Here is a 23651-nt window from a genome sequence, read left to right as displayed (position 1 = left end):
CCCCTTAGCGAAATCAGGCGTTGCCGGTCACGCCGACATTGGCCTGCTGCTGCGCGGCCTGCTGGAGATACAGCGCGCCGAAATCGATCGGTTCAAGCATCAGCGGCGGGAAGCCACCGTCGCGAACCGCATCGGCGAGCACGCGGCGGGCGAACGGGAAGAGCAGGCGCGGCGCCTCGCCGAGCAGGAACGGCTGGATGTGCTCGGCGGGGATGTTGCGCAGCCCGAACAGCCCGGCGAACGACAGATCGACCAGGAACGCGACGGTGCCCTCGGATTCCGCGCGCACTTCGATGCGCAGCGTGATCTCATGGACATCCTCGCCGACCTGATTGGCGCCGATGTTGAACTGCACGTCGATGCTCGGCGCGCTCTGCGTCTGATAGATCGCCGGCGCGTTCGGGTTCTCGAACGACAAGTCCTTGACATATTGCGAGATCAGCCCGGCGGCGGGGGCCGTGTCCTCACCGTTCGAAAACGGCGCGGTGCTGGTGATGATGCCGTCGTCCTGTTCGCTCATGAAACGCGTCCTTGATTCTCTGCCGGAGCGGCGCACGCTCTGGCGCTGCCGAAGCGGCGCGCGTAGCAGGGGGCGCGCGGCAGTTCAACACGCAGGCGGCGGTGCCATTTGTATCGGCGGTGCGTTACGCCTATATTGGCGGCTCGCCGAAGTTCAGGAGGCAAAGTGTTCTACGTGGTTCTGCTCGGGATGGTCGCCGGTTTTCTGGCGTTGCGTCTCTACATGGTCCTCGGCAAGCGGACCGGGCATGAGCAGCCTTTGCCCAAGCCCGCGGAGGATCGCGCGCCGATCACGGTGCTGCCGCGCCCCATCGAGACGCCCGCCGAATCGCGCGAACTGTTCGGCCGCAACATCGCGCCGCGCGCCGAGACGGGCCTGCGCGCGATCGTCTCGGCGGAGCCGGGCTTCGACGTGTCGCGTTTCCTCGAAGGCGCGCAGTCGGCGTATCGGATGATCCTCGAAGCCTATTGGAGCGGCGACGAGGAGCAGCTCGCCTGGCTCGCCGAGGATGACGTACGCGCGGCGTTCGTCGCGGCCATCGCCGAACGCGCCGAGGCCGGGCACACGCTCGACAACCGCCTCGTCACGATCGAGCGCGCCGCGATCACCGATGCGGTGCTAACCGGCAAGGCCGCGCGGATCACGGTGCGCTTCGACGCGGTCATCGCGGCGGTGACGCGCGACCGCGACGGTGTCGTCGTCGCGGGGTCGATGACCGACGCGGTCGAGACGCATGACATCTGGACCTTCGCGCGGACGCTGAAGAGCAGCGATCCGAACTGGAAGCTCGCCGACACCGACGAAGCGTGACGTCGTTGCTTCGCTGGGGCGCGCTCGCGGCGGCGCTGCTGCTCGGCGCGTGCGTCAGTCCCGCCGAACGGCCGGGCGCGGGCACCGCGCCGGCGCGGCGGCCGTCCGCCTCCACCCGGCCGCTGACGCCGGCGCCCGCCACGGCGGCGCCGGGCGCGGCGGGTGCGCGTGAGGCGGGCGTCGTCGCCGGCCCGGCGGTCTATACACTGCCGATCGATGAGGCGCAGGCCGCGCGCGCGCTGGCCGCGTTCCGCCTGTCATGCCCGGCGCTGCGCAAGCGCGACGACGCCTCGGGCCTCACCCGCGCGGGGGACTGGAACGCGGCCTGCGACGCCGCCGTGGCCGCCCAGCCCGGCGAAGCGCGGAGTTTCTTCGCGCAATATTTCGAGACCGCGCAGGTCGGCGACGGCAAGGCGTTCGCGACCGGCTATTACGAACCCGAGATCGCGGGATCGCGCGACCGCCGGCGGTGCTGCCAGGTGCCGATCTTCGGCCGCCCGACCGATCTCGTCGATGTCGATCTCGGCCAGTTCAGCGACAGCCTCAAGGGCAAGAAGATCCGTGGCCGCGTCGATGGCGCCAATTTCGTGCCCTATTATGATCGCGCCGCGATCGAGGATGGTGCGCTCGGCAATCGCGCGCCGGTGCTCGCCTGGGCGGCCGATCCGATCGACCTGTTCTTCCTTCAGATCCAGGGGTCGGGCCGGCTGCGGCTTCCCGACGGGTCGATGCTGCGGATCGGCTATGCGACCCAGAACGGGCGCGATTATACCGGCATCGGCGCCTTGATGCGCCAGCGCGGATTGCTCGCGCCGGGGCAGGCGACGATGCAGGGGATCGTCGCGTGGCTGCGCGCGCACCCGGCCGAGGGGCGCGCGCTCATGCGTGAGAACAAGAGCTTCGTGTTCTTCCGGACGCTCGACACGCCGCCGATCGGCGCGCTCGGCTATCCGGTGACAGGCGGAGCGAGCGTCGCCGCCGATCCCAGGTTCATCCCGCTCGGCGCGCCGGTGCTGCTGTCGCTCGACCGCGCCGACGCGAACGGCATCTGGATCGCGCAGGATACCGGCGGCGCGATCAAGGGCGCCAACCGCTTCGATACCTATTGGGGCGGCGGCGCGCAGGCGGAGGCGACCGCCGGCGGCATGTCCGCGCACGGCACCGCGTTCCTGCTGCTGCCGGTCGGGACGCTGGCACGGCTCGCGGCGGAAGGGCACAATGGGAAAGCGCCCGCTAAGCGCTGAGGAGGCGGCGCTGTGGGCGCGCGTGATCGCGAGCGTCCGCCCGATCCGCCCGCCAGCCCCCGCCAAGCCGGCGGCCGCGCCCGCCCCGGCGCCGACCGCCGCCACGCCCGCGCCCGCACCGGCGAGGAAGGTGCGCGGCCGCGTGCCCGCGCCGTTACCGCTGCCGGTGAAGCCCGCCGCGCCGCGCCCGCTTACCGCCAATACGCTCGACGGATCGTGGGACCGCGATCTGTCGCGCGGGCGCACCGTGCCCGACAGTTCGATCGACCTGCACGGCCATACGCTCAGCTCGGCCTATGCCCGGCTCGACGCCGCGCTCGATTTCGCGATCCAGAGCGGCCAGCGCGTGCTGCTCGTTATCACCGGCAAGCCGCCGCGTGCTGAAAGCGAGCGCCCGCACGCGCGCGGCGCGATCCGCGCCGCCATCGGCGACTGGCTCGCCGGTTCACGCCACGGGCCGCACATCGCGGCGGTGCGGCCGGCGCATCCGCGCCACGGCGGAAACGGCGCGCTCTACGTCATCCTGCGGCGCAGCACGGGGCATCGAAACCGTTAACCTTTGGGTGATATCCGGGGCGGCACGGGAGCGAACATCCAACGGTCGCAGGAGTGGCTCAAATCGCGATGACACGAGCTTTGTTGAGCCACCCGCGCCGCGCGACGGGTGTCGCCGCCGTGCTGGCGATGCTGCTCGCCGGTATCGCCGCGTTCGATCTGCGCACCGCGATGGTAGCGCTAACGTCCGCGGGCGCGTGCGCGCTCGGGCTGCTGCTGGTATCCAGCCGCGCCGCCGCCGCGCGCCGGGCCGCGATCAACGGCGCGGTGGAGCGGCTCGCCGTCGCCGCCGAGGGGGATCTCAGCAGCACCGTCCCCGCCGTCACCACCGCCCATGCGCCGGAGCTGGCGAGCGCGATGGCGGCGTTGTTCGAGGCGCAGACGATCGCGCTCAACACCGTCAGCCACCTCGCGCTGGTCGATGCGGTGACCGGGCTGCCCAACCGCACGAGCTTCCGCCGCAGTTGTGAACGGGTGCTCGCCGAACTGCCCGACACGAAGAACGCGGCGTTGCTGTTCATCGACCTCGATCGCTTCAAGCTCGTCAACGACACGATGGGCCATGCCACCGGCGATCTGCTGCTCGAAATGGTCGCGAACCGGCTGCGTGCGGTCGGCGAGCGTTTCGCGGGCGCGTGCGACGGGCATTCGCCGCTGATCGGGCGGCTCGCGGGCGACGAGTTCACGATGTTCTTCGTCGGCGTCAGCGATCCGGTCACGGTCGGGCGGATTTGCCGCAGCGTGCTGTTCGCGCTGTCGGAGCCGTTCCGCCTGCACGGCAGCGACGTGACGATCGGCGCGTCGGTCGGCATCGCGCTCCGCCCCGATCACGGCAGGTCGCTGACCGAGCTGATGCGCGCCGCCGATGCCGCGATGTACCACGCGAAGGCGAGCGGCCGCGGCCGCGCCGAGCATTTCTCCGAAACGCTCGCGGCCGGGATCGCGCAGCGCCACCAGCTCGAAAGTGAATTGCGCGATGCGATCCGCGACGATCAGTTCATGCTGGTCTTCCAGCCGCAGGTCGCGGCCGGCGACGGCGCGATCGTCGCGGCGGAGGCGCTGGTGCGCTGGCGCCACCCGCGCGATGGTTTCCGCCTCCCCGGCAGCTTCATCCAGCGCGCGGAGGAGACCGGGCTGATCGTCGAGATCGGCGAATGGGTGGTACGCGAAGTCGCCGCGACGATCGCGCGCTGGGAGCGGATCGGCGTCGAGCACCGGCTCGCGATCAACGTCTCGCCGCGCCAGATCGACCATGTCGCCTTCTTCGAGCAATTGCGCGCGGCGATGCTGGCCGCGAACGCGCCGGCGCGGCTGCTCGAACTGGAAATCTCCGAGGCGCTGGCGATGCGATGCAGCGAATCGGTGATCGACGCGATTCGCCAGTTGCGCGCCGATGGCGCGACGATCGCGATCGACGATTACGGCACCGCAGCTTCCAACCTCCCGCGGCTGCGCCGGCTGCCGATCGACCGGATCAAGCTCGACCGGTCGCTGATCGAGCATGTCGTCGAGGATGCGCAGGCCCGCGCCGTGGCGCAGGCGGTGATCGGGCTGGCGCACGGCCTGGGCTGCGAGGCGGTGGGCGAGGGGATCGAAAGCCGCGCGCAGGCGGACGTGCTGCGCGTGATCGGCTGCGACGTGATCCAGGGCTATGCGATCGCCGAGCCGATGGCCGAGGAGGCGTTCATCGCCTGGGCGCGCGGCATCGCGCCGCTCCGCCGGGATACCCGCGCATCGGCGTGATCCGCTGACGCGCCATCTTCCAATCAAATAATTTCATTCACTTATAAGAAGGATTTACGCTTCCTGGTACGATTTTTGGCCAGTGTTGCCCTTGCGCCACTTGCCATCCCAGCACTGTTGCCTTTCTATGACAGCATAAGAGAGGGTGCTTCGAGGTGGACAAAGGGGACACATTCGAATGCGAAATATAAAGTTCGGGAAATATTCGGGCGCAGCGGCGCTGGCTCTGGCGGTGGCGGCGCTCGCTGGGCCGGCCGAAGCGCAGGATGCGACGCCTCCGGCGGACGCGGGCGATATCGTCGTGACCGGCTCGCGCATCCGCCGCAATCCGCTCGATCAGGACAAGCCGGTCATCACGGTCGATCAGTCGGCGATCGGCAAGACCGGGCTCAGCTCGATCGCGGATGTGCTGCAACGCCTGCCGAGCGCGGGCGGCGGCCTCAACACCAAGGTCAACAACGCCGGCAACATCGGCGGCCCGCCGGACGGCACCGGCGTCAGCTCGGGCGCGGCGGAAATCGACCTGCGCTATCTGGGCGCCAAGCGGACGCTCGTGCTGGTCGACGGCATGCGCTACGTCAACGGCTCGTCGGCGGGCGGTATCCCGGCTTCGGTCGATCTCAACACGATCCCGACCAACATGATCGAGCGCGTCGAAGTGCTCCAGTCGGGCGCGTCGCCGCTCTACGGCTCGGACGCGGTCGCCGGCGTGGTCAACATCATCACCAAGCAGAGCCAGAAGGGCCTGCAAGCCAACGCGCAATTCGGCACCTATCGCCAAGGCGACGGCCACACCCAGAATTATGAACTGAGCTACGGCATCCAGAAGCCCGAGACCGGCACCTCGGCGGTGTTCGGCGGCTTCTATACCAAGCAGGAGCCGGTCAAGACCTCCAACCGCGCGATCTCGCAATATCCGGCGCCCTATGCGACGAGCTGTACCGATCCCGCCTTCCCCGATGGCGTCGGGTGCAGCGGCACGCCGCCGCTCGGGCGCTACCGGGTCAGCGCCGCCGTCGGCAATCTCATCGGCATCGGCACGGACGTAACGCTGAAGGCGCCGGTCGCCGGCCGCAATCCGACCGCGGCGGATTTCACCGCGTTCAATAATGCGGGGCGCTTCAACTTCGCGCCGTTCAACTATCTGCTCACCCCGTCCGAACGCTATGGCGGGTTCTTCAACTTCAAGCAGGAACTGTCGGACGCGGTCCATTTCCGCACGAGGATCGCCTATAACAAGCGCAATTCGACCACGCAGGCGGCGTTCCTGCCGCTGGCGATCGGGCCGGGTGCCGGCAACGGCAATCTGCTCGACCGCATCTCGATCGACGCGACCAACCCGTACAATCCGTTCGGCGTGACGCTCTCCTCGGGCGTCAATCTCGATGGCACGCCCTCGGCCCTGCCGGCGAACTACACCGGGATCAACCGGCGCTTCGTCGAAGGCGGCCAGCGCACCTTCTCGCAGGACGTGAACACCTTCACCGCGAGCGCGACGCTCGACGGCTCGTTCCATGTCGGCGAGCATAAATGGTACTGGGACATCAACGGCGTCTATGGCCTGAACGACGCGCACCAGGTGTTCACCGGCAACCTCAACGCGGCCAAGCTCGCCCAGGCGCTCGGCCCGGTCGCGAACTGCACCGGGGACTGCGTGCCGTTCAACATCTTCGGTGGCGCCGCCGTGGGCGGCACCGGCACGATCACCCCGGCGATGCTGAAGTACGTGACCTTCGACGAACGCGACAAGAGCATGCAGCGGCTCGCCGATTTCACCGCCAACCTCTCGGGCGATCTGTTCGATCTGCCGGCCGGACCGGTCGGCGTCGCGATCGGCTATGAGCACCGCGACCAGAAGGCGAGCTATGACCCCGATCCGGTGATCGTCGCCGGCCTCGGCGCCGACGTGCCGACCAGCCCGTCGCGCGGCGGCTTCAACACCGACGAGATCTACGGCGAAATCCGCGTGCCGATCCTCGCGAACATGCCGTTCTTCCACCGCCTCGAGTTCGACGGCGCGGTGCGCCATTCGGACTATTCGACGTTCGGCGGCAACACCACCTTCACCGCCTCGGGCCTATGGAAGCCGGTCGCCGACCTGTTGCTGCGCGGCGGCTATGCGGAAAGCCTGCGCGCGCCGAGCATCGGCGAACTGTACGCGGGCCGTTCGCGCTCCGACGCGACGATCAACGATCCGTGCACCAGCGCGTCGGGCGGCAGCTTCCAGAGCAACGCGACCGTCCGCGCCAACTGCATCGCCAACGGCGTGCCGGCGGACGGCAGCTATGCGGAATCGCAGGGCGGTCAGATCGGCATCTTCTCGCAAGGCAGCACCGCGCTCAAGCCCGAGACCTCGACCACCTGGACCGCGGGCGGCGTGTACAGCCCGTCCTGGGCACGCGGCAGCCTCGCCAGCACGCTCAGCCTCGAGGTCAATTACTACAGCATCGAGCTGAAGAACGCGATCGACTCGGTGCCCGGCACGCTCACGCTCAACCGCTGCGCGTTTTTCGGGGATCCGGTGAGCTGCGCCAACATCACGCGCAATTCGCTTGGGGATGTCTCCGGCATCAACGGCACGTTGCAGAACCTCAACTCGATCCACACCGAGGGTCTCGACGCGACCTTCCTCTACCGCTCGCCCGCCGTGTACGGCGGCACGATCGGTCTGAGCGCGAATGCGGCGTACCTCATCAAGTACGACGTCAGCCCGCCGGCCGACCTCAAGGCGCCGACCCTGGTCTGCAAGGGCACCGAACGCTGCCTCGCGACCGACCAGGCCTTCCCCGAGTTCAAGCTGAACACCACGCTCGACTGGTCGAGCGCCGCGTTCGGCGCGTCGTTCACCGCGCGCTACATCAGCGCGGTGTATGAGAATGACGGGCACCGCATGGGCGCGACCTTCTACGGCGACGTCCAGGTCTATTATTCGCCCGAGTGGCTGGACCACAAGATGCGGCTCACCGCCGGCGTGAACAACGTCTTCAACAAGGCGCCGCCGGCCTGCAACACCTGCGACAGCGCGAACTTCGACCCGACCACCTATGATCTGCCGGGCCAGTTCGGCTATCTGCGGCTGTCCTACGGCCTCTGATCTTCATCACGGACGCGAAGAGGGGCCGGGCGCTGGCGACAGCGCCCGGCCTTTTTTCATGCCGCTTCGGCCGCGCTTTGCCGAACGGGGCGGGGCGGACTAAGAGGGGGGTGCGATCGCGCCAGGATGGAACTGAGGGATTCGAATTGGTTACCAAAATGCCCGCGACTCAAGAGTGGCGCCCGGAGCAGTTGCGCCGCGCGATAACCGCGGCCGGGGTCGCTTTATGGGCGTGGAACGTCGATACCGACGCGTTCACGATGGACGAGCTCGGCTTCGAACTGTGGGGCCTGCCGCAGCGGGACGAGGTCACGTTCGAGCAACTGTCGGCGCGCATCCACCCCGCCGACCGCGACCGCGTCCGCTCGGCCTTCGCCGCGACCCGCGCGATCCTCGGCCCGTATGAGACCGACTTCCGCATCATGATCGGCGACGAGGTGCGCTGGGTCGCGGCGCGCGGGCAGGGCGAGGAGGACGATGCCGTCGCGCACACCGTGTACGGCATCTTCCTCGACGTCACCGGCCGCAAGCAGGCCGAGGAAGGGCACGAGCTGCTCGCCGGCGAGATGAGCCACCGCGTCAAGAATCTGCTCGCGATCGCCTCCGGGCTGACCGCGATCTCCTCGCGCTCGGCCGAAACCGTGGAGCAACTGGCGAGCGACCTCACCGAACGCCTCTCGGCGCTCGGCCGCGCGCATGATCTGGTCCGCCCGCTCCCCGACGGGCAGGGCGACGCCGCGCTGCTCGGCGATCTGATCGCGGTGCTGCTCGCACCCTATGATCTGGGCGGGTTCAAGGGGCGCATCCGCGTCGCGGTCGAGCGCATGGGCGTCGGCGAGAAGGCCGCCACCGCCCTCGCGTTGGTGATCCACGAACTCGCCACCAATGCGATGAAATATGGCGCGCTGTCGGTGCCCGAGGGCACGCTCGACGTGTCGAGCACGTCGGAGGGCGACGACATCGTCCTCACCTGGCTTGAACATGGCGGGCCGGAGGTCCACGCGCCGGACGACGCACGCGGCTTCGGCAGCAAGCTCGTCCAGCGCAGCGTCACCCATCAGCTCGGCGGCACGATCACCTACGACTGGGCCGAGACCGGGCTGATCGTGACGATCCGGATGAACCGCGCGCGGCTCGCGGCGTAGCGGTTCGCACGGGGCGAGCCGTCAGCGCTTGCGGACGAACTCGGCGCGCAGCACCAGGCCCTTGATGCCTTCGTAACGGCAGTCGATTTCCTGCGCGTCGCCGGTCAGCCGGATCGACTTGATGAGCGTGCCGCGCTTCAGCGTCTGGCCGGCGCCCTTCACCTCGAGATCCTTGATGAGCGTGACCTGATCGCCATCGGCGAGCAGATTGCCGACCGAGTCCCGTACCTCGACCTGCGAGGCCAACCGGGTCTTCTCGGCAAGCTCCGCCGCCGGAACCCACTCGCCGCTGTCCTCGTCATAGACGTACTCGTCGTCGCTCACCGTGTCGCTCCCTCGCAATCGAAACGCGCCCTGCTACCCGGCCCGCCGCCTGCGGCAAAGCCCTTCCTGCCGGCGGCAAGGCGGGGCGTGGCTGCTCTAAAGGAACCATTAGGTTATCGATGCCATCCATGCAGAACTGCATGCCCGCACCCCGCCCCGCGCCCGATTTCGAGCCGGTCCCCCGCAAAATCGCTTCATCGACGGCTCGGCTGGGGAGGTCCGATGTCTGACGACTTCCTAGGCGACAGACTCTTTTCGAATTGATCTGTTTCGTCTTCGTTTCACAGTGCTAAGCGGGCCACGGCCTGTTAGGCTGGGCGGCTATCACGAAATTGGGAACCCGCCGCGGCAAAGCCGCGGCGTCGGACGGCGCTGGGGCGCTGCCGGCCGGCTCGGTTTCGATCCGAGGCTAAGCTGCGCTTAGCCTGACGCGCTCCCTCAGTTCTCGTCACCCATTCTCAAGGCCGCGATGAACGCCTCCTGCGGGATGCTCACCGACCCATATTCCCGCATCCGCGCCTTGCCCTTCTTCTGCTTGTCGAGCAGCTTGCGCTTGCGCGTCGCGTCTCCGCCGTAGCATTTCGCGGTCACGTCCTTGCGCATCGCGCTGATCGTCTCGCGCGCGATCACCTTGCCGCCGATCGCCGCCTGGATCGGGATCTTGAACATATGGCGCGGGATCAGTTCCTTGAGCCGCTCGACCATGCCGCGCCCGCGCACCTCGGCGGTCGAGCGGTGGACGATCATGCTGAGCGCGTCGACCGGCTCCTCGTTGACGAGGATGCCCATCTTGACGAGATCGCCCTCACGGTAGCCGATCTGCGTGTAATCGAAGCTCGCATAGCCCTTCGACAGCGATTTCAGCCGATCGTAGAAATCGAACACCACTTCGTTGAGCGGCAGTTCATAGGTCGCCTGCGCGCGTCCGCCGACATAGGTGAGGTCTTTCTGGATGCCGCGCCGATCCTGGCATAATTTGAGGATCGAGCCGAGATATTCGTCGGGCACGTAGATCGTCGCCAGAATCCACGGCTCGGAGATGCTTTCGATCTTGTTGGGGTCGGGCATGTCGGCCGGGTTGTGGAGCTCCATATGGCCGCCGCCGTGAGTCAGCTCGATCTCATAGACCACGCTCGGCGCGGTGGTGATGAGGTCGAGATCATATTCGCGCGTCAGCCGCTCCTGGATGATCTCCAGGTGCAGTAGCCCGAGGAAGCCGCAGCGGAAGCCGAAGCCCAAAGCGGCGCTCGTCTCCATCTCGAACGAGAAGCTCGCGTCGTTGAGCCGCAGCTTGGAGATGCTCTCGCGCAATTTCTCGAAGTCGTTGGCATCGACCGGGAACAGCCCGCAGAACACCACCGGCTGGACTTCCTTGAAGCCGGCGAGCGGTTCGGCGGCGGGGCGCTTCACGTCCGTCAGCGTGTCGCCGACGCGCGCCTGCGCGACATCCTTGATCTGCGCGGTGATGAAGCCGATTTCGCCGGGGCCGAGATCGGCGAGCTGCTCGATCTTGGGGCGGAAGCAGCCGACGCGGTCGACGAGATGCTCGGTGCCGGCCTGCATGAACTTGACGTGCTGGCCCTTCTTCAAGACCCCGTCGATCACGCGGATCAGGATGACGACGCCGAGATAGGGGTCGTACCAGCTATCGACGAGCATCGCCTTCAGCGGCGCGGTGGCATCGCCCTTGGGCGGCGGAATGCGCGTGACGATCGCCTCGAGGGTCTCGCGGATGCCGATCCCCGATTTGGCCGAGGTCAGCACCGCCTGGCTCGCGTCGAGGCCGATCACCTCCTCGATCTCGGCCTTCACCTTGTCGGGATCGGCGGCGGGCAGGTCGATCTTGTTGATGACCGGCACGATCTCATGGTCATGCTCGATCGACTGATAGACGTTGGCGAGCGTCTGCGCCTCGACGCCCTGCGCGGCATCGACGACGAGGAGCGCCCCCTCGCACGCGGCGAGGCTGCGCGAGACTTCATAGGCGAAATCGACATGGCCCGGCGTGTCCATCAGGTTGAGCGTATAGGTCTCGCCATCGTCGGCCTTGTACGACAGGCGCACCGTCTGCGCCTTGATGGTGATTCCGCGCTCCTTCTCGATGTCCATGTTATCAAGCACTTGCTCGGACATCTCGCGGTCGCTGAGGCCCCCGGTCTGTTGGATCAGCCGGTCGGCAAGCGTCGACTTCCCATGATCGATATGGGCGATAATGCTGAAATTACGGATCTTTTCGAGTGGAGTCGTCACGTCGGCCATTCTGTGAAACGGGGTGTTGGGGAGCCGATAGCATTGCTTGCGCGATAAGCCAAAGCGCCCGCCCAAGAGACTGGCGATCACCCCTGCGAAATGGTACGCGCGCGGTGTTCGAGGTCGCGGTCCATCCATGCAAAATGCGCCCGCAGCCGAAACATCGGCGCGCGCGAGACAATACGGGGATAATCGATGCGTACAATGATTTCGGCGCTACTCGTTGCGGGTGTGGCGATGGCGCCCGCGGTCGCGCCCGCACAACGGCTCGCCAAGCCCTCGGGCGCGCAGAAGCTGCAGGAGGCGACCGCCAACGACGTGCCGCGCTGCGCCAGGAAACTCGGCACGCTCTCGATCGTCGATGGCGATGATCCGCGTGGCTGGACCCAGTATAATCTCGCGCCGCCGCAGAAGCTGCTCAAGGTGCTGGTGCAGCGTTCGGGCTGCTTCAATCTGGTCGATCGCGGCAGCGGGCTTCAGGCGGCGCAGCGTGAGCGGGACATCAGCGGCGGGCTCGGTCTGCAGCGCGGCGCGAACGTGGGCGTCGGCCAGATCAAGGCCGCGGACTACGTGCTCCAGGCCGAAGTGCAGGGCGCCAACAGCAACGCGAGCGGCAGCGGGATCGGCGCGGGCCTCGGCGGGCTGATCGGCGGTCCGGTCGGCGGCCTCGTCGGCGGGATCCGCAGCCGCAAGCAGGAGGCGAACGTCGTCCTGTCGATCACCAACGTCCGCACCACCGAAACGCTCGCGACCGAGGACGGCTATGCCGCCAAGAACTCGCTGAGCTTCGGCGGGGGCGGCGGCGTCTTCGCCGGTGTCGCGGGAGGTGGCGTGGTCGGCGGCGGTTACGACAACACCGATATCGGCAAGATCGTCACGCTCGCGTTCATCCAGGCCTATTCGAAGCTCGTCAACGATCTCGGCCTCGTCACCCCTGGCGACACCGCCACCGCCCAGGCCGCGCCGGCCAAGACGTTCAGCGCGCTCGGCCCGGTCACGATGCGCGCCACCGCCTCGCCGAGCGGCAAGGCGATCCGCACGCTCACGCCGGGTGCGATCCTCTATCCCACCGGCAACAAGAACGGCCTGTGGTGGGAAGTCGCCGACGAGAACGACAATGTCGGCTGGGTGCTCAACACCAAACTCGGCCCGACGCAATAATAGCGTGGTTCCCCGCCGGCATGGTATGTCGCCGGCGGGGGGCGATGCGCCCGCTGTCCCTTAGGAGAAGATCGATGCTCAAGTTCCTGACTGCCGTCGCCGCCGGCACGCTCGCGCTCGCCGCGCCCGCTCATGCCGCGATCGCGGTCGGGGCCAAGGCGCCGTTGTTCACCACCCAGGCGGCGGTGGGCGGCAAGACCTTCACCTTCACGCTCCAGTCGGCGCTGAAGAAGGGGCCGGTGGTACTGTATTTCTTCCCGGCCGCGTTCACGCAAGGCTGCACGATCGAGGCGCATGAATTCGCCGAAGCCGCCGACGAATATAAGAAGCTCGGCGCGACGCTGATCGGCCTGACGGCGGGGAACGCCGAGCGGATCAAGGAATTCTCCGTCACCGAATGCCGCAACAAGTTCCCGGTCGGCGTCGCCACCCCGGCGACGATCAACGGCTATGACGTGACGCTGCCGCAGAAGACCGGCTGGTCGAACCGCACCTCGTTCGTGATCGGGCGGGACGGCAAGATCGCCTACGTCCTGTCCGAACCGAGCCCCGAGGGTCATGTTTCGGGCACGATGGCGGCGCTGAAGGCGCTCGGCGCGAAGAAGGGCTGAGCGGCGCGCGCGGCGCTCGCATGAGCGTCGCGCCCGCTTCATATCCGCGACGTTTGCGCACGGGCGCGCCAACGCGCCGTCCGTTGCTCAGGGTCATCATCTTTTGGATTTCGCTGCAATGGTCGGGGCGATAGGATTCGAACCTACGACCCCTGGACCCCGAGACCAGTGCGCTACCAGACTGCGCCACGCCCCGACACATTGCAGGGGAGTGCGCCTAGCGGCGTGACGGGGCGCTCGCAAGCCAAAAGTGGCATGCCGATGAAATTTGCGCGGGTTTCCGCCGCGCCGCGCGTGGCCTTTCTTCCCAGAGCGGCAGCGGGGATGAACGCTTTGTCATCGCCATGCCCGCTTTCGGGCGCGCCACCGCGCTGATAAGGGTAGGGCCGTAACGGGGATTATTGCAGATATGGCGAATGCGCCGGTTTTCTTCGATGCGTCCGGGCGGCGGCGGCGGCGCTTCGCCCTGGCGGTCGGCGCGTTCATCGTGCTCACGATCTTGTCGATCGTCGCGCTGGGGCTGACGATCGGCATCGTGCCGCCCGCGCCGCTTCTGCCGGTCGAATCGGAACATGCGGCGCTCGTCCGCCTGCCGCCGCCGCATGAACCGCTGCTCAAGCGGACCCGCCGCGAACTGCTCGATTACGCCCGGATGCTCACCGGGGCGCCCCCGCGCGGCGTCCAACCCGCCGATGACACGCCGCTCGCGATCGCCTTCCATGTGCCGTGGGATCCGTCGAGCGCCTCTTCGTTGCGCCGTCATATCAACGAACTCGACTGGTTGATTCCCGGCTGGGTGAGCGTTACCGGGCCGAACCACCACATCACCGTGTTTCGCGACGCGGCGGGCAAAGCGATCCTCAACCGCGCCGTGCGCAGGCCCCTGCTGCTGCCGATGATCCAGAACGCCGAACAGGGCAATTGGGATGGCGCCGGCATGGCCGCGTTGCTACACCGTCCCGCGACCCGCCGCGCGTTGCTCGACAAGCTCGAACCCTGGCTCGCCGCGAACCAGGCTGGCGGCGCGTTCTTCGATTTCGAGGAACTGCCGCGCAAGAGCCTGCCCGATTACCGCGCGTTCCTGCGCGAGGCTAAGGCCCGCTTCGCCAAGCGCGGCTGGGTGGTGGCGATCGCGGTGCCGGTCGGCGAGAATGCGTGGGACGTGAAGGCGTTCGCCACCATCGTCGATCGCGTCTTCCTGATGGCGTACGACCAGCACGAACTCAGCAGCCCGCCTGGCCCGATCGCATCGCAGGCGTGGTTTGAGAATGCCGTCGTGCGTGCTGCGTCGGGCGTGCCGCGCAACAAGATCGTCGTCGCGATCGGCAACTACGGCTATGACTGGCATAGCGACAGCGCATCCGGCGGCGATCCGGTCGCGATCGACGAAGCGTGGGAGGCGGCGCGCGAATCGGGTGCGACGCCGGTGTTCGACAAAGCGAGCGGGAACACCAGCTTCGCCTATCAGGAGGGCGACGTCCGCCACGTGCTGTGGCTGCTCGACGCGCCTTCCGCCTACAACCAGATTCGCTTCCTCAATCGCGCCAAGCTCGGCGCTGTGGCGCTGTGGCGGCTCGGTTCGGAAGATCCCGGCCTATGGTCGATCTTCGGGCGCGCCCATCGCACGTTGCCGGCGCCGTCCGCGATCGACACGATCCCGGTCGGCACCGATGTCGATATCGACGGCAACGGCGAAATCCTCAAGATCGCCGGCGTGCCCGTTACCGGCGTGCGCGACGCCACCGCCGTCAACGGCATGATCGACCGCGTGGACTTCACGCGGCTGCCGTCGCCCTATGTGGTGCAACGCACCGGCTACAAGCCGGGCTATGTCGCGCTGACCTTCGACGATGGCCCGGACCCGACCTGGACGCCAAAGATCCTAGACATCCTCAAGGCCGAGCACGTCCCCGCCACCTTCTTCGTGATCGGCGAGAACGCACTGACCCAGCGCTCGCTGCTCAACCGGATGGTCCGCGAGGGGCATGAGGTCGGTAGCCATAGCTATACGCATCCCAACATGGCGGGATCGAGCGACACCGAGACGGCCTTTCAGCTCAACACCACGCAGCGGCTGTTCCAGGCGTTCACCGGCCGATCGCTGCGGCTGTTCCGCGCGCCCTATTTCGGGGACGCCGAGCCGACCACCGCAGACGAAATCGAGCCGGCGTTGCAGGCGCAGAACCGCGGCTACATCTCGGTCGGGCTGCACGTCGATCCCAATGACTGGAAGCGGCCCGGCGTGGCGGCGATCGTCGATACGGCGGTGTCGCAAGTCTTCCCGCCGCCGCATTGCGACGCCAATTCCGACGCGAGTTGCAGCCGCAACATCATCCTGCTCCACGATGGCGGCGGCAACCGCCAGCAGACCGTCGAGGCGCTGCCGCAGATCATCGAGCAGCTTCGCGCCAAGGGCATCCGCTTCGTGCCGGTTTCGGCGCTGGCGGGCATCTCGCGCGATGTCGCCATGCCGCCGATCTCGGAGAGCGACCGGCTCGCGTCGTCGGCCGATCTGTTCGTGTTCACCGCGCTCGGCTCGATCGTGGTTGCGCTCGGTTGGATCTTCTTCTTCGCGATCACGATCGGCATCGCACGCGCGCTCACCCTATCGGCGCTGGCGCTGATCCAGGCGCGGCGCGAAGGCCGGACGGTGTTCCCGCCGATCGACCCGACCCGCTTCGTCACGGTGATGATCCCGGCGTTCAACGAGGAACCGGTGATCGAACGCGCGGTGCGCGGTGTGCTCGCGAGTACCGACGTGCGGCTCGAAGTGATCGTGATCGACGACGGATCGAGCGACCGCACCAGCGAGATCGTCCGCACCGCCTTTGCCGACGAGCCGCGCGTCCGGCTGCTCACGCTGGAGAATGGCGGCAAGGCGCGCGCGCTCAACCAGGGGCTGACGCTGGCGACCGGCGAGATCGTCATCGCGCTCGACGCCGACACGCAGTTCGAGCCGACCACGATCGCGCGGCTGGCGCGCTGGTTCGTCGATCCGGCGCTGGGCGCGGTCGCGGGCAATGCCAAGGTCGGCAATCGGGTGAACCTCATCACCCGTTGGCAGGCGCTCGAATATATCACCGCGCAGAATCTCGAACGGCGCGCGCTGGCGCGGCTCAACGCGATGACGGTGGTGCCCGGCGCGGTGGGCGCGTGGCGGCTCGAAGCAATCAAGAGCGTCGGCGGCTATCCCGACGATACGCTCGCCGAGGATCAGGATCTGACGATCGCGATCCAGCGCGCGGGCTGGCGCGTCCATTACGATCAATATGCCGTCGCCTGGACCGAAAGCCCGGAGAGCTTCAAGGGCCTGGCGAAGCAGCGGTTCCGCTGGGCCTATGGCACGCTGCAATGTTTGTGGAAGCATGGCGGCGTGATGTTGCGCGGCAAGCCGGCGGGGCTCGCGCGCGTCGGGCTGCCGCAGGCGATCCTGTTCCAGATCGTGCTGGCGGCGATCTCGCCGATCATCGATCTCGCGCTGATCGTCAGCTTCATCATGACCTATATCGCGGTGCGCGCGCATGGCTGGGCGCAGACCCAGCATGATGTCGAGACGATGCTGATCTACTGGCTGGTGTTCACCGCGATCGACCTGCTCGCCGCGACGATCGCGTTCGCGCTCGAACGCCGCGAGAACTGGCGGCTGCTGTGGCTGCTGATTCCGCAGCGGATCGGCTATCGGCAGGTGATGTATTATGTCGTGCTCAAGGCGATCACGCAGGCGCTGCGCGGGCCGAAGGTCGGCTGGGGCAAGCTCGCGCGGACCGGACGGGTGACGCTGTAGCGCTGCGCCGCGAACGCTGTATATCGTCGGATATGCTGACTCGCCTGATCGCCGCGCTGCTGTTGCTTCTGAGCGCGAGCGCCGCGCGTGCCGCGCCGCCGGCGCCGCCACTGGTGCTGGCGGCGGCGAGCTTGCAGGAATCGATGACCGCCGCCGCCGATGCCTGGGCGACGCAGGGCCATCCCCGGCCGGTGGTGTCGTTCGCCGGCTCGTCGGCGCTTGCCCGGCAGATCGAAGCGGGGGCGCGTGCGGATCTGTTCGTCTCCGCCGACGAGGCGTGGATGGATGCGATCGCGGCGAAGCACCTGATCGTGCCGGCGACGCGCGTGACCTTCCTCGGCAACCGGCTGGTGATCGTCGCGCCGGCGGCGAGCCGCGTGCGCGCGCCCGCGGGCGGCGCGCGGCTCGCGCGCTTCCTGAGCGCGGGGCCGCTGGCGATGGCCGATCCGGCGGTGCCGGCGGGCAAATACGGCCGCACCGCGTTGGTGCGGCTCGGCGTGCTGTCGGCGGTGCAACCGCATATCGTCTCGGCCGAGAACGTCCGTGCGACCCTCGCGCTGGTCGAGCGCGGCGTCGCGCCGCTCGGCATCGTCTACGCGACCGACGCGCGCGCCTCGGCCAAGGTGCGCATCGCGGGCGTGTTTCCCGAAACCACACATCCGCCGATCACCTATCCGGTGGCACGGCTAGCGGCGTCGACCAACGCCGAGGGCGAGGGCTTCCGGCGGTTCCTGCTGAGCAGGGCGGGCAAAGCGATTTTCGTCCGCTACGGCTTCTCGGCGCGGTGAGCGCTGGCTTGGCACGCTCTACTCCGTTCGTCCTGAGCGACTCGCCTGGGCCACGCACTTCGACTTCGCTCAGTGCGAACGGGTTGGAGGGTGGCGGGGGCCGATGCCGATGCTGATCGCTGCGATATGGCCTCTCGCCCCGGCGCGCGGTCGCTCGGGCCACCACTCCTCCGTTCGTCCTGAGCGTAGTCGAAGGACGTGTCCGGAGCGAATCGCGTGGAGCACGCACTTCGACTTCGCTCAGTGCGAACAGGCGGGCGGTGCTCGGTTCCGCCGATGCTGACCGCGACCGAATGGCAGATCGTCGCGCTCTCCCTGCGCGTCGGGCTCGTCGCGATCGTGATGACGTTGCCGATCGCGTTCGCGCTCGCCTGGCTGCTCGCGCGCGCGGCGTTCCCGGGCAAGCTGCTGGTCGATGCGCTGGTCCACCTGCCGCTGGTGGTGCCGCCGGTGGTGACGGGATGGGTGCTGCTGATCCTGTTCGCGCCATCCGGCCCGATCGGCCACTGGCTCGACCGCGCATTCGGCGTCACCGTGCTGTTTCGCTGGACGGGCGCGGCGATCGCGGCGGGGGTGATGGCGCTGCCGCTGATGGTGCGCGCGATGCGGCTGTCGATCGAGGCGGTCGATCGGCGGCTCGAGAATGCCGCGCGCACGCTCGGCGCGGGGCGCTGGCGAGTGTTTCGCACGATCACGCTGCCGCTCAGCCTGCCCGGCGTCGCGGCGGGGCTGGTGCTCGGCTTCGCGCGCGGGCTGGGCGAGTTCGGCGCGACGATCACCTTCGTCTCGAACGTGCCGGGTGAGACGCAGACGCTGCCGCTGGCAATCTACAGCGCGCTGCAACAGCCCGGCGGCGAGGCGCTCGTATGGCGGCTGTCGGTGATTTCGGTCGCGCTGTCGCTGGCGGCGCTGGTCGCGTCCGAGCTGCTGGTGCGTCGGGCGGGAAGGGGGCATGGTGGCGTTTGACTTGCGACTGACCAAGCGGATCGGCGAAACCCGGATCGATTTCGCTCTGACCGCCGGCGAAGGCGCTACGGTGCTGTTCGGCCCGTCCGGTGCAGGCAAGACGAGCGTGCTCAACATGATCGCAGGTCTGTTGCGGCCGGACGCGGGCCATGTCCGCGTAAGCGGTGAGACGCTGTTCGATGCGGACGCGGGGGTCGACCTGCCGCCCGAGCGCCGCCGGGCGGGCTATGTCTTCCAAGAGCCGCGGCTGTTTCCGCACCTCCGCGTGCGGGACAATTTGCGCTATGGCGCGCCGGGTGGCCGTGTGGAGATGGCGGCGATCGACTTCCTCGGTATCGGGCACCTGCTTGATCGCTGGCCGCGAACGCTGTCCGGCGGCGAGGCGCGGCGTGTCACGATCGGCCGCGCTTTGCTGAGCGCGCCCCGGTTCCTGCTGCTCGATGAACCGCTGTCGTCGCTCGATCGTGCGCGACGCGAGGAAATCCTGACCGCGATCGAGCATATCCGCGATACGGCGCGCTTGCCGATATTGATGGTAACGCATGACGCTGGCGAGGCCGAACGGATCGGCACGCGGATCGTCTCGGTGGAATAAGCGATGAGACGGGGCGGGCGCGCTCGCCCGCCCCGATCGACTTACTTCTTGTGCTTGCGGTGTGCCATCTTGTGGCCACCGCCGGCGCCTTCGCGGCACTGGTCCTTCACGGTCGCCGAGCAAACCGGATAGCTTTCGGGCGCCGCGGGCGCGGGGTTGGCGACGGGCGCGCCCATCTGGACCTGCCCGGTCGGCGCAGCCGCGGCGGGGGCGGCAGGAGCAGCCGCAGTCTGGTCAGCGGTGGGCGCCTGGGCGGCGGGGTCCGCCGGCGCGGCGGGAGCGGTCTGGGCGTCGGGCGCCGGCGCCATCTGGGCAAAGCCGGCAACGGGGGTGGCAACCGCCAGCGCGGCAAGCATCATCAGCTTCATCGGTTCACTCCTGCAAAAACGGGCAGCATTTCCGCTGCGCGCCGGGTTAACGCACATCAACGCGCAAAGGCTCCCTCGTTTCGCTCGCGATTCGAAAATTGCGGGTGAACCGTCGCTCTTAAGCCCCCGAATCCAGCGCATAGCCCGCCGAGCGCACGGTGCGGATGATGTCGGGCCGGTCGTCCCCGTTGATCGCCTTGCGCAACCGGCGGATGTGGACGTCGACGGTGCGGCTTTCGATATCGCTGTCATGCCCCCAGACCGCATCGAGCAGCCGCTCGCGCGAGAACACCCAGCCGGGATGTTCGAGGAAATGCTTGAGCAGGCGGAACTCGGTCGGGCCGAGCGGGATCACCTCGCCCGCGCGGCGGACCTTGTGGCCGACCGTGTCCATCTCGATGTCCGAATAGGTGAGCTGTTCGCCCGCCAGCGCCGGCCGCACCCGGCGCAGCACCGCGCCGACGCGGGCGACCAGCTCGCGCGGGGAAAACGGCTTGGTGACGTAATCGTCCGCGCCGGTCTCCAGCCCGCGCACGCGGTCTTCCTCCTCGCCGCGCGCGGTGAGCATGATGATCGGCACGTTCGCGGTTTCGGGCATGCGGCGCAGGCGGCGGCATACTTCGATTCCCGACAACCCCTCGACCATCCAGTCGAGCAACACGATATCGGGCGTCGCCTCCTTGGCGAGCAGCAGCGCCTCCTCGCCATCGGCGGTCTGCTTCACGTCGAAATCTTCGCGCTTGAAGTGCCAGATCAGCAATTCGGCAAGCGCGGCATCGTCTTCCACCAGCAACATCTTGGCCCGGGCCATCTGCTTACTCCCCTTGACGCGTTACGAAAGCGCCGCGATCGCGCTCGGCCATGTGCGTGCCGGTCGCGGCGAAATAGACCATCTCCGCGATGTTGGTCGCGTGGTCCCCGATCCTCTCCAGATTCTTGGCGATGAACAGCAGGTGCGTGACCTGTCCGATCGTCGCCGGATTCTCCATCATGTGCGTGACGAGCACGCGGAACAGGCTGTTGTAGAAATCATCGACCGCGCGATCGCGCGCGCAGACCTGTTGCGCGGCCTCGGGATCGCGCGCGGCGAACGCGTCGAGCACGTCATGCACCATCTCGATCGCGAGCGTGGCCATCGCCGGCAGCACCGACAGCGGTTCGATCTGGCCGTGCGAATCGATCAGCGGGGTGCGTTTGGCGATGTTCTTGGCGTAATCGGCGATCCGTTCGATCACGCCCGCGATCTTGAGCGCGGCGACCACGTCGCGCAGATCGTCGGCGAGCGGCGCGCGCAACGCGATGATGCGCACCGCGAGTTCCTCGGCCTGCACCTCGAGCTGGTCGATCTTCTTGTCGTTGCGCACGATCTCTGCGGCGGTTTCGAGATCATGGTGCTTGAGCGCTTCGATCGCATCGTCGATCGCCTGTTCGGCAAGGCCCCCCATCTGCGCGATCAGCCCGCGCAACTGGCCGATCTCGTCGTCGAAGACCTTGATGGTATGTTCGTAGGTCGTCATGCGCGTGTCCTTCAGCCGTACCGGCCGGTGATGTAATCCTTGGTGCGTTCCTGCCGCGGATTGGTGAAGATGTCGGAGGTCGAACCCGATTCGACCAGCGCGCCGAGGTGGAAGAACGCGGTCCGCTGCGACACGCGCGCCGCCTGTTGCATGTTGTGCGTGACGATCACGATCGCGTAACGGCCCTTCAGCTCGTGGATCAGCTCCTCGATCTTGGCGGTCGCGATCGGATCGAGCGCGCTGCACGGCTCGTCCATCAGGATCACTTCGGGATCGACCGCGATCGCGCGGGCGATGCACAGCCGCTGCTGCTGGCCGCCCGAAAGCGCGGTGCCGCTGTCCGAGAGCCGGTCCTTCACCTCGTCCCACAGGCCGGCACGCTTGAGCGAGCGCTCGACGATGTCGGCGAGCTGGGCGTGGTTGCTGGCGAGGCCGTGGATGCGGGGGCCATAGGCGACGTTCTCGAAGATCGACTTCGGAAACGGGTTGGGCTTCTGGAAGACCATGCCGACGCGCGCGCGCAGTTGCACGACGTCCATCTCGGGCGCGTAGATATCCTCGCCGTCGAGATCGATCTCGCCCTCGACCCGCGCCGAGGGAATCGTGTCGTTCATGCGGTTGAGCGTGCGCAGGAAGGTCGATTTTCCGCAGCCGGACGGGCCGATCAGCGCGGTCACCACGTCGCGGTCGAAATCGATCGAGACATCGCGGATCGCCTGCTTGTCGCCGTAGAAGACGTTGACGTGGCGCGCGGAAATCTTGTGCTGCGCGATAGGGCTCTGAACGTTCACCAGCGTGTCTCGAATCTGTTGCGAAGGTAGATCGCGACGCCGTTCATCGCGAGCAGGAAGACGAGCAGGACGAGGATCGCGGCGCTGGTCTTCTCGACGAAGCCGCGATTGACCTGATCGGACCACAGGAAAATCTGCACCGGCAGCACGGTCGCAGGGTCGCGCAAGCCCCCGGGCGGGGCGGTGATGAACGCGCGCATGCCGATCATCAGCAGCGGCGCGGTCTCGCCGAGCGCGCGCGCCATGCCGATGATCGTGCCGGTCAGGATACCCGGCATCGCCAGCGGCAGAACGTGGTGGAACACCACCTGCACCGGGCTTGCGCCGACGCCGAATGCGGCGTCGCGGATCGAGGGCGGCACCGCCTTGATCGCGTTGCGCGCGGCAATGACGATCACCGGCATCGTCATCAGCGCTAGCGTCAAGCCGCCGACGATCGCGGCCGATCGCGGCAGGTGGAAGGTGTTGAGGAACACGGCGAGCCCGAGCAGCCCGAAGATGATCGACGGCACCGCCGCGAGATTGTTGATCGAAACCTCGATCAGATCGGTCCAGCGGTTATGCGGGGCATATTCCTCCAGGTAGAGTGCCGACAGCACCCCGACCGGAAACGCGATCAGCAGCGTGACGGCCATCGTCAGCAGCGAACCTTTGAGCGCGCCCCAGATGCCCACCATCGTCGGATCGGTCGCGTCCGAACTCCTCAGGAAGAAGGCGTTGAAGCTGGTGGTGAGCGTATGGGCCGCCTTGAGCTTCGCGACGATCGCCTCGTCAGCGGGGGCGCCTTCGCGCTTGGCGGCGATGTCGATGCGGTCGGCGGCGGGCACCCACACTGTCGCGCGGCGGCGTAGCAGAGACGGATCGGCCTTGAGCTGATCGCGAACCCGCGTCCATGCGCCGTCTGAGAGCAGGGAGTCTCCGCCGGGCCCGTAGGCGGCGATCGCGGCCGCGTCGGTTGCTCCGCCGAGATCGGCGGCGGCGAGCGCGAGGTCGGCGCCCGGGCCGCGCAGCGTCGCGGGATCGAGCGAAAGCCGGCTGTGCGCGAAATCGATCGGCAGCGCGATCTGCGTCTGCACGAACCCGCCGAGTCCGGCCGACAGCATCGAGACGAGCAGCACGACGAGGAACCCCGCCGACAGCAGCACCGCGCCGAGGCCGAGCCAGCGGAAGCGGCGTTCGGCGGCATAGCGCTTGGCCATGCGCCGCTGATGCGCGGTATCGCGCCAGTCGGTCGGGGCGGGGGTGAGGCGACTTCCCATCATACCGGCCCGTTCGTGCTGAGCTCGTCAAAGCACATGCCCGAAATACCACGCGCCGCCTCTGGCCCGCGTCCTTCGGCCGGCTGGCGAAACCAGCCGCTCGGGACGGGCTTCGGCAAGCTCGGG

At 67.7% G+C, this 23651-nt stretch carries 20 protein-coding genes and 1 tRNA gene; 12 read left to right on the top strand and 9 right to left on the bottom strand.

Features of this window, described 5'->3' with window-relative positions:
• Positions 1-13: 13 nt before the first annotated feature.
• On the bottom strand, positions 14-520 hold the full coding sequence (secB, locus tag PX554_RS11800; RefSeq protein WP_275501912.1) for a protein-export chaperone SecB: 507 nt from the start codon (positions 518-520) through the stop codon (positions 14-16).
• Between the two features lie 165 nt (positions 521-685).
• On the opposite strand from secB, the gene PX554_RS11795 reads away from it, so the two are divergent.
• The 6 genes from PX554_RS11795 to PX554_RS11770 all read left to right on the top strand — a co-directional run bounded on the left by PX554_RS11795 (position 686) and on the right by PX554_RS11770 (position 9111).
• The gene (locus PX554_RS11795; protein ID WP_275501910.1) at positions 686-1330 is read left to right on the top strand and encodes a Tim44/TimA family putative adaptor protein; all 645 of its coding nucleotides are present in this window, start codon (positions 686-688) and stop codon (positions 1328-1330) included.
• Positions 1327-2574, top strand: coding sequence for a murein transglycosylase A (gene mltA / locus PX554_RS11790; RefSeq protein WP_338061588.1), 1248 nt, complete (start codon positions 1327-1329; stop codon positions 2572-2574). Before PX554_RS11795 ends, mltA begins: the two co-directional genes overlap by 4 nt.
• A complete protein-coding gene (locus tag PX554_RS11785) occupies positions 2549-3130 on the top strand; it encodes a Smr/MutS family protein (protein WP_275501908.1) in 582 nt (193 codons plus the stop codon). The genes mltA and PX554_RS11785 overlap by 26 nt, the downstream gene beginning before the upstream one ends.
• Before the next feature lie 68 nt (positions 3131-3198).
• On the top strand, positions 3199-4872 hold the full coding sequence (locus PX554_RS11780; RefSeq protein WP_093220172.1) for a putative bifunctional diguanylate cyclase/phosphodiesterase: 1674 nt from the start codon (positions 3199-3201) through the stop codon (positions 4870-4872).
• A gap of 178 nt (positions 4873-5050) precedes the next feature.
• A complete protein-coding gene (locus PX554_RS11775) occupies positions 5051-7966 on the top strand; it encodes a TonB-dependent receptor domain-containing protein (RefSeq protein ID WP_275501905.1) in 2916 nt (971 codons plus the stop codon).
• Between the two features lie 158 nt (positions 7967-8124).
• Complete coding sequence (locus PX554_RS11770; protein ID WP_275501903.1) at positions 8125-9111, top strand: sensor histidine kinase; 987 nt, start codon at positions 8125-8127, stop codon at positions 9109-9111.
• Positions 9112-9132: 21 nt separating this feature from the next.
• Here PX554_RS11770 and PX554_RS11765 read toward each other — a convergent pair whose 3' ends face one another.
• Together PX554_RS11765 and lepA are read right to left on the bottom strand one after the other, a co-directional pair.
• Complete coding sequence (locus tag PX554_RS11765; RefSeq protein ID WP_093220163.1) at positions 9133-9435, bottom strand: alkylphosphonate utilization protein; 303 nt, start codon at positions 9433-9435, stop codon at positions 9133-9135.
• Between the two features lie 438 nt (positions 9436-9873).
• Positions 9874-11685 carry a translation elongation factor 4 gene (gene lepA, locus PX554_RS11760; protein WP_093221726.1) on the bottom strand — a complete coding sequence of 604 codons (1812 nt, stop codon included), beginning with the start codon at positions 11683-11685 and terminating at the stop codon, positions 9874-9876.
• A gap of 204 nt (positions 11686-11889) precedes the next feature.
• Between lepA and PX554_RS11755 the strand changes: the two genes are divergently transcribed.
• Complete coding sequence (locus tag PX554_RS11755; protein ID WP_275502002.1) at positions 11890-12846, top strand: CsgG/HfaB family protein; 957 nt, start codon at positions 11890-11892, stop codon at positions 12844-12846.
• Between the two features lie 74 nt (positions 12847-12920).
• Positions 12921-13457 carry a peroxiredoxin gene (locus PX554_RS11750; RefSeq protein WP_093220157.1) on the top strand — a complete coding sequence of 179 codons (537 nt, stop codon included), beginning with the start codon at positions 12921-12923 and terminating at the stop codon, positions 13455-13457.
• A gap of 119 nt (positions 13458-13576) precedes the next feature.
• On the opposite strand, the gene PX554_RS11745 is transcribed toward PX554_RS11750, so the two are convergent.
• A tRNA-Pro gene (locus tag PX554_RS11745) sits at positions 13577-13653 on the bottom strand.
• Between the two features lie 213 nt (positions 13654-13866).
• Between PX554_RS11745 and PX554_RS11740 the strand changes: the two genes are divergently transcribed.
• From PX554_RS11740 to PX554_RS11725, 4 genes are all read left to right on the top strand, one after another.
• A complete protein-coding gene (locus tag PX554_RS11740; RefSeq protein ID WP_275501898.1) occupies positions 13867-17241 on the top strand; it encodes a glycosyltransferase in 3375 nt (1124 codons plus the stop codon).
• A gap of 32 nt (positions 17242-17273) precedes the next feature.
• Entirely contained in the window at positions 17274-18029 is a 756-nt protein-coding gene (gene modA / locus PX554_RS11735; RefSeq protein WP_275501896.1) for a molybdate ABC transporter substrate-binding protein, read from the top strand.
• Positions 18030-18305: 276 nt separating this feature from the next.
• On the top strand, positions 18306-18995 hold the full coding sequence (modB, locus tag PX554_RS11730) for a molybdate ABC transporter permease subunit (protein ID WP_275501894.1): 690 nt from the start codon (positions 18306-18308) through the stop codon (positions 18993-18995).
• Entirely contained in the window at positions 18985-19590 is a 606-nt protein-coding gene (locus PX554_RS11725; protein ID WP_275502000.1) for an ATP-binding cassette domain-containing protein, read from the top strand. The genes modB and PX554_RS11725 overlap by 11 nt, the downstream gene beginning before the upstream one ends.
• Before the next feature lie 41 nt (positions 19591-19631).
• On the opposite strand, the gene PX554_RS11720 is transcribed toward PX554_RS11725, so the two are convergent.
• The 5 genes from PX554_RS11720 to pstA all read right to left on the bottom strand — a co-directional run bounded on the left by PX554_RS11720 (position 19632) and on the right by pstA (position 23528).
• Complete coding sequence (locus PX554_RS11720; RefSeq protein WP_093220144.1) at positions 19632-19958, bottom strand: hypothetical protein; 327 nt, start codon at positions 19956-19958, stop codon at positions 19632-19634.
• 118 nt (positions 19959-20076) lie between these two features.
• Positions 20077-20769, bottom strand: coding sequence for a phosphate regulon transcriptional regulator PhoB (phoB, locus tag PX554_RS11715; RefSeq protein WP_093220141.1), 693 nt, complete (start codon positions 20767-20769; stop codon positions 20077-20079).
• A gap of 4 nt (positions 20770-20773) precedes the next feature.
• Positions 20774-21475: a phosphate signaling complex protein PhoU gene (phoU, locus tag PX554_RS11710; RefSeq protein WP_093220138.1), complete on the bottom strand. Its 702-nt coding sequence runs from the start codon at positions 21473-21475 to the stop codon at positions 20774-20776.
• A gap of 11 nt (positions 21476-21486) precedes the next feature.
• Complete coding sequence (gene pstB, locus PX554_RS11705; protein WP_176786982.1) at positions 21487-22266, bottom strand: phosphate ABC transporter ATP-binding protein PstB; 780 nt, start codon at positions 22264-22266, stop codon at positions 21487-21489.
• Positions 22263-23528 (bottom strand): phosphate ABC transporter permease PstA, encoded by a 1266-nt coding sequence (gene pstA / locus PX554_RS11700; RefSeq protein ID WP_275501883.1) that lies wholly within the window; start codon positions 23526-23528, stop codon positions 22263-22265. Before pstA ends, pstB begins: the two co-directional genes overlap by 4 nt.
• Positions 23529-23651: the final 123 nt, after the last annotated feature.

The sequence above is a fragment of the Sphingomonas pollutisoli genome (assembly GCF_029167165.1).
Lineage (GTDB): Bacteria > Pseudomonadota > Alphaproteobacteria > Sphingomonadales > Sphingomonadaceae > Sphingomonas > Sphingomonas pollutisoli.
Note: the sequence above shows the minus strand (reverse complement) of the source record. Positions and strands in the feature narration are given on the sequence as shown.

Coding starts and splice junctions, on each gene's coding strand:
- PX554_RS11755 (WP_275502002.1), top strand. CDS start 11,890: ATGATTTCGGCGCTACTCGTTGCGGGTGTGGCGATGGCGCCCGCGGTC.
- PX554_RS11775 (WP_275501905.1), top strand. CDS start 5,051: ATGCGAAATATAAAGTTCGGGAAATATTCGGGCGCAGCGGCGCTGGCT.
- PX554_RS11720 (WP_093220144.1), bottom strand. CDS start 19,958: ATGAAGCTGATGATGCTTGCCGCGCTGGCGGTTGCCACCCCCGTTGCC.
- modA (WP_275501896.1), top strand. CDS start 17,274: ATGCTGACTCGCCTGATCGCCGCGCTGCTGTTGCTTCTGAGCGCGAGC.
- phoB (WP_093220141.1), bottom strand. CDS start 20,769: ATGGCCCGGGCCAAGATGTTGCTGGTGGAAGACGATGCCGCGCTTGCC.
- pstA (WP_275501883.1), bottom strand. CDS start 23,528: ATGATGGGAAGTCGCCTCACCCCCGCCCCGACCGACTGGCGCGATACC.
- PX554_RS11740 (WP_275501898.1), top strand. CDS start 13,867: ATGGCGAATGCGCCGGTTTTCTTCGATGCGTCCGGGCGGCGGCGGCGG.
- PX554_RS11770 (WP_275501903.1), top strand. CDS start 8,125: ATGCCCGCGACTCAAGAGTGGCGCCCGGAGCAGTTGCGCCGCGCGATA.
- modB (WP_275501894.1), top strand. CDS start 18,306: ATGCTGACCGCGACCGAATGGCAGATCGTCGCGCTCTCCCTGCGCGTC.
- PX554_RS11750 (WP_093220157.1), top strand. CDS start 12,921: ATGCTCAAGTTCCTGACTGCCGTCGCCGCCGGCACGCTCGCGCTCGCC.
- phoU (WP_093220138.1), bottom strand. CDS start 21,475: ATGACGACCTACGAACATACCATCAAGGTCTTCGACGACGAGATCGGC.
- secB (WP_275501912.1), bottom strand. CDS start 520: ATGAGCGAACAGGACGACGGCATCATCACCAGCACCGCGCCGTTTTCG.
- PX554_RS11785 (WP_275501908.1), top strand. CDS start 2,549: ATGGGAAAGCGCCCGCTAAGCGCTGAGGAGGCGGCGCTGTGGGCGCGC.
- PX554_RS11780 (WP_093220172.1), top strand. CDS start 3,199: ATGACACGAGCTTTGTTGAGCCACCCGCGCCGCGCGACGGGTGTCGCC.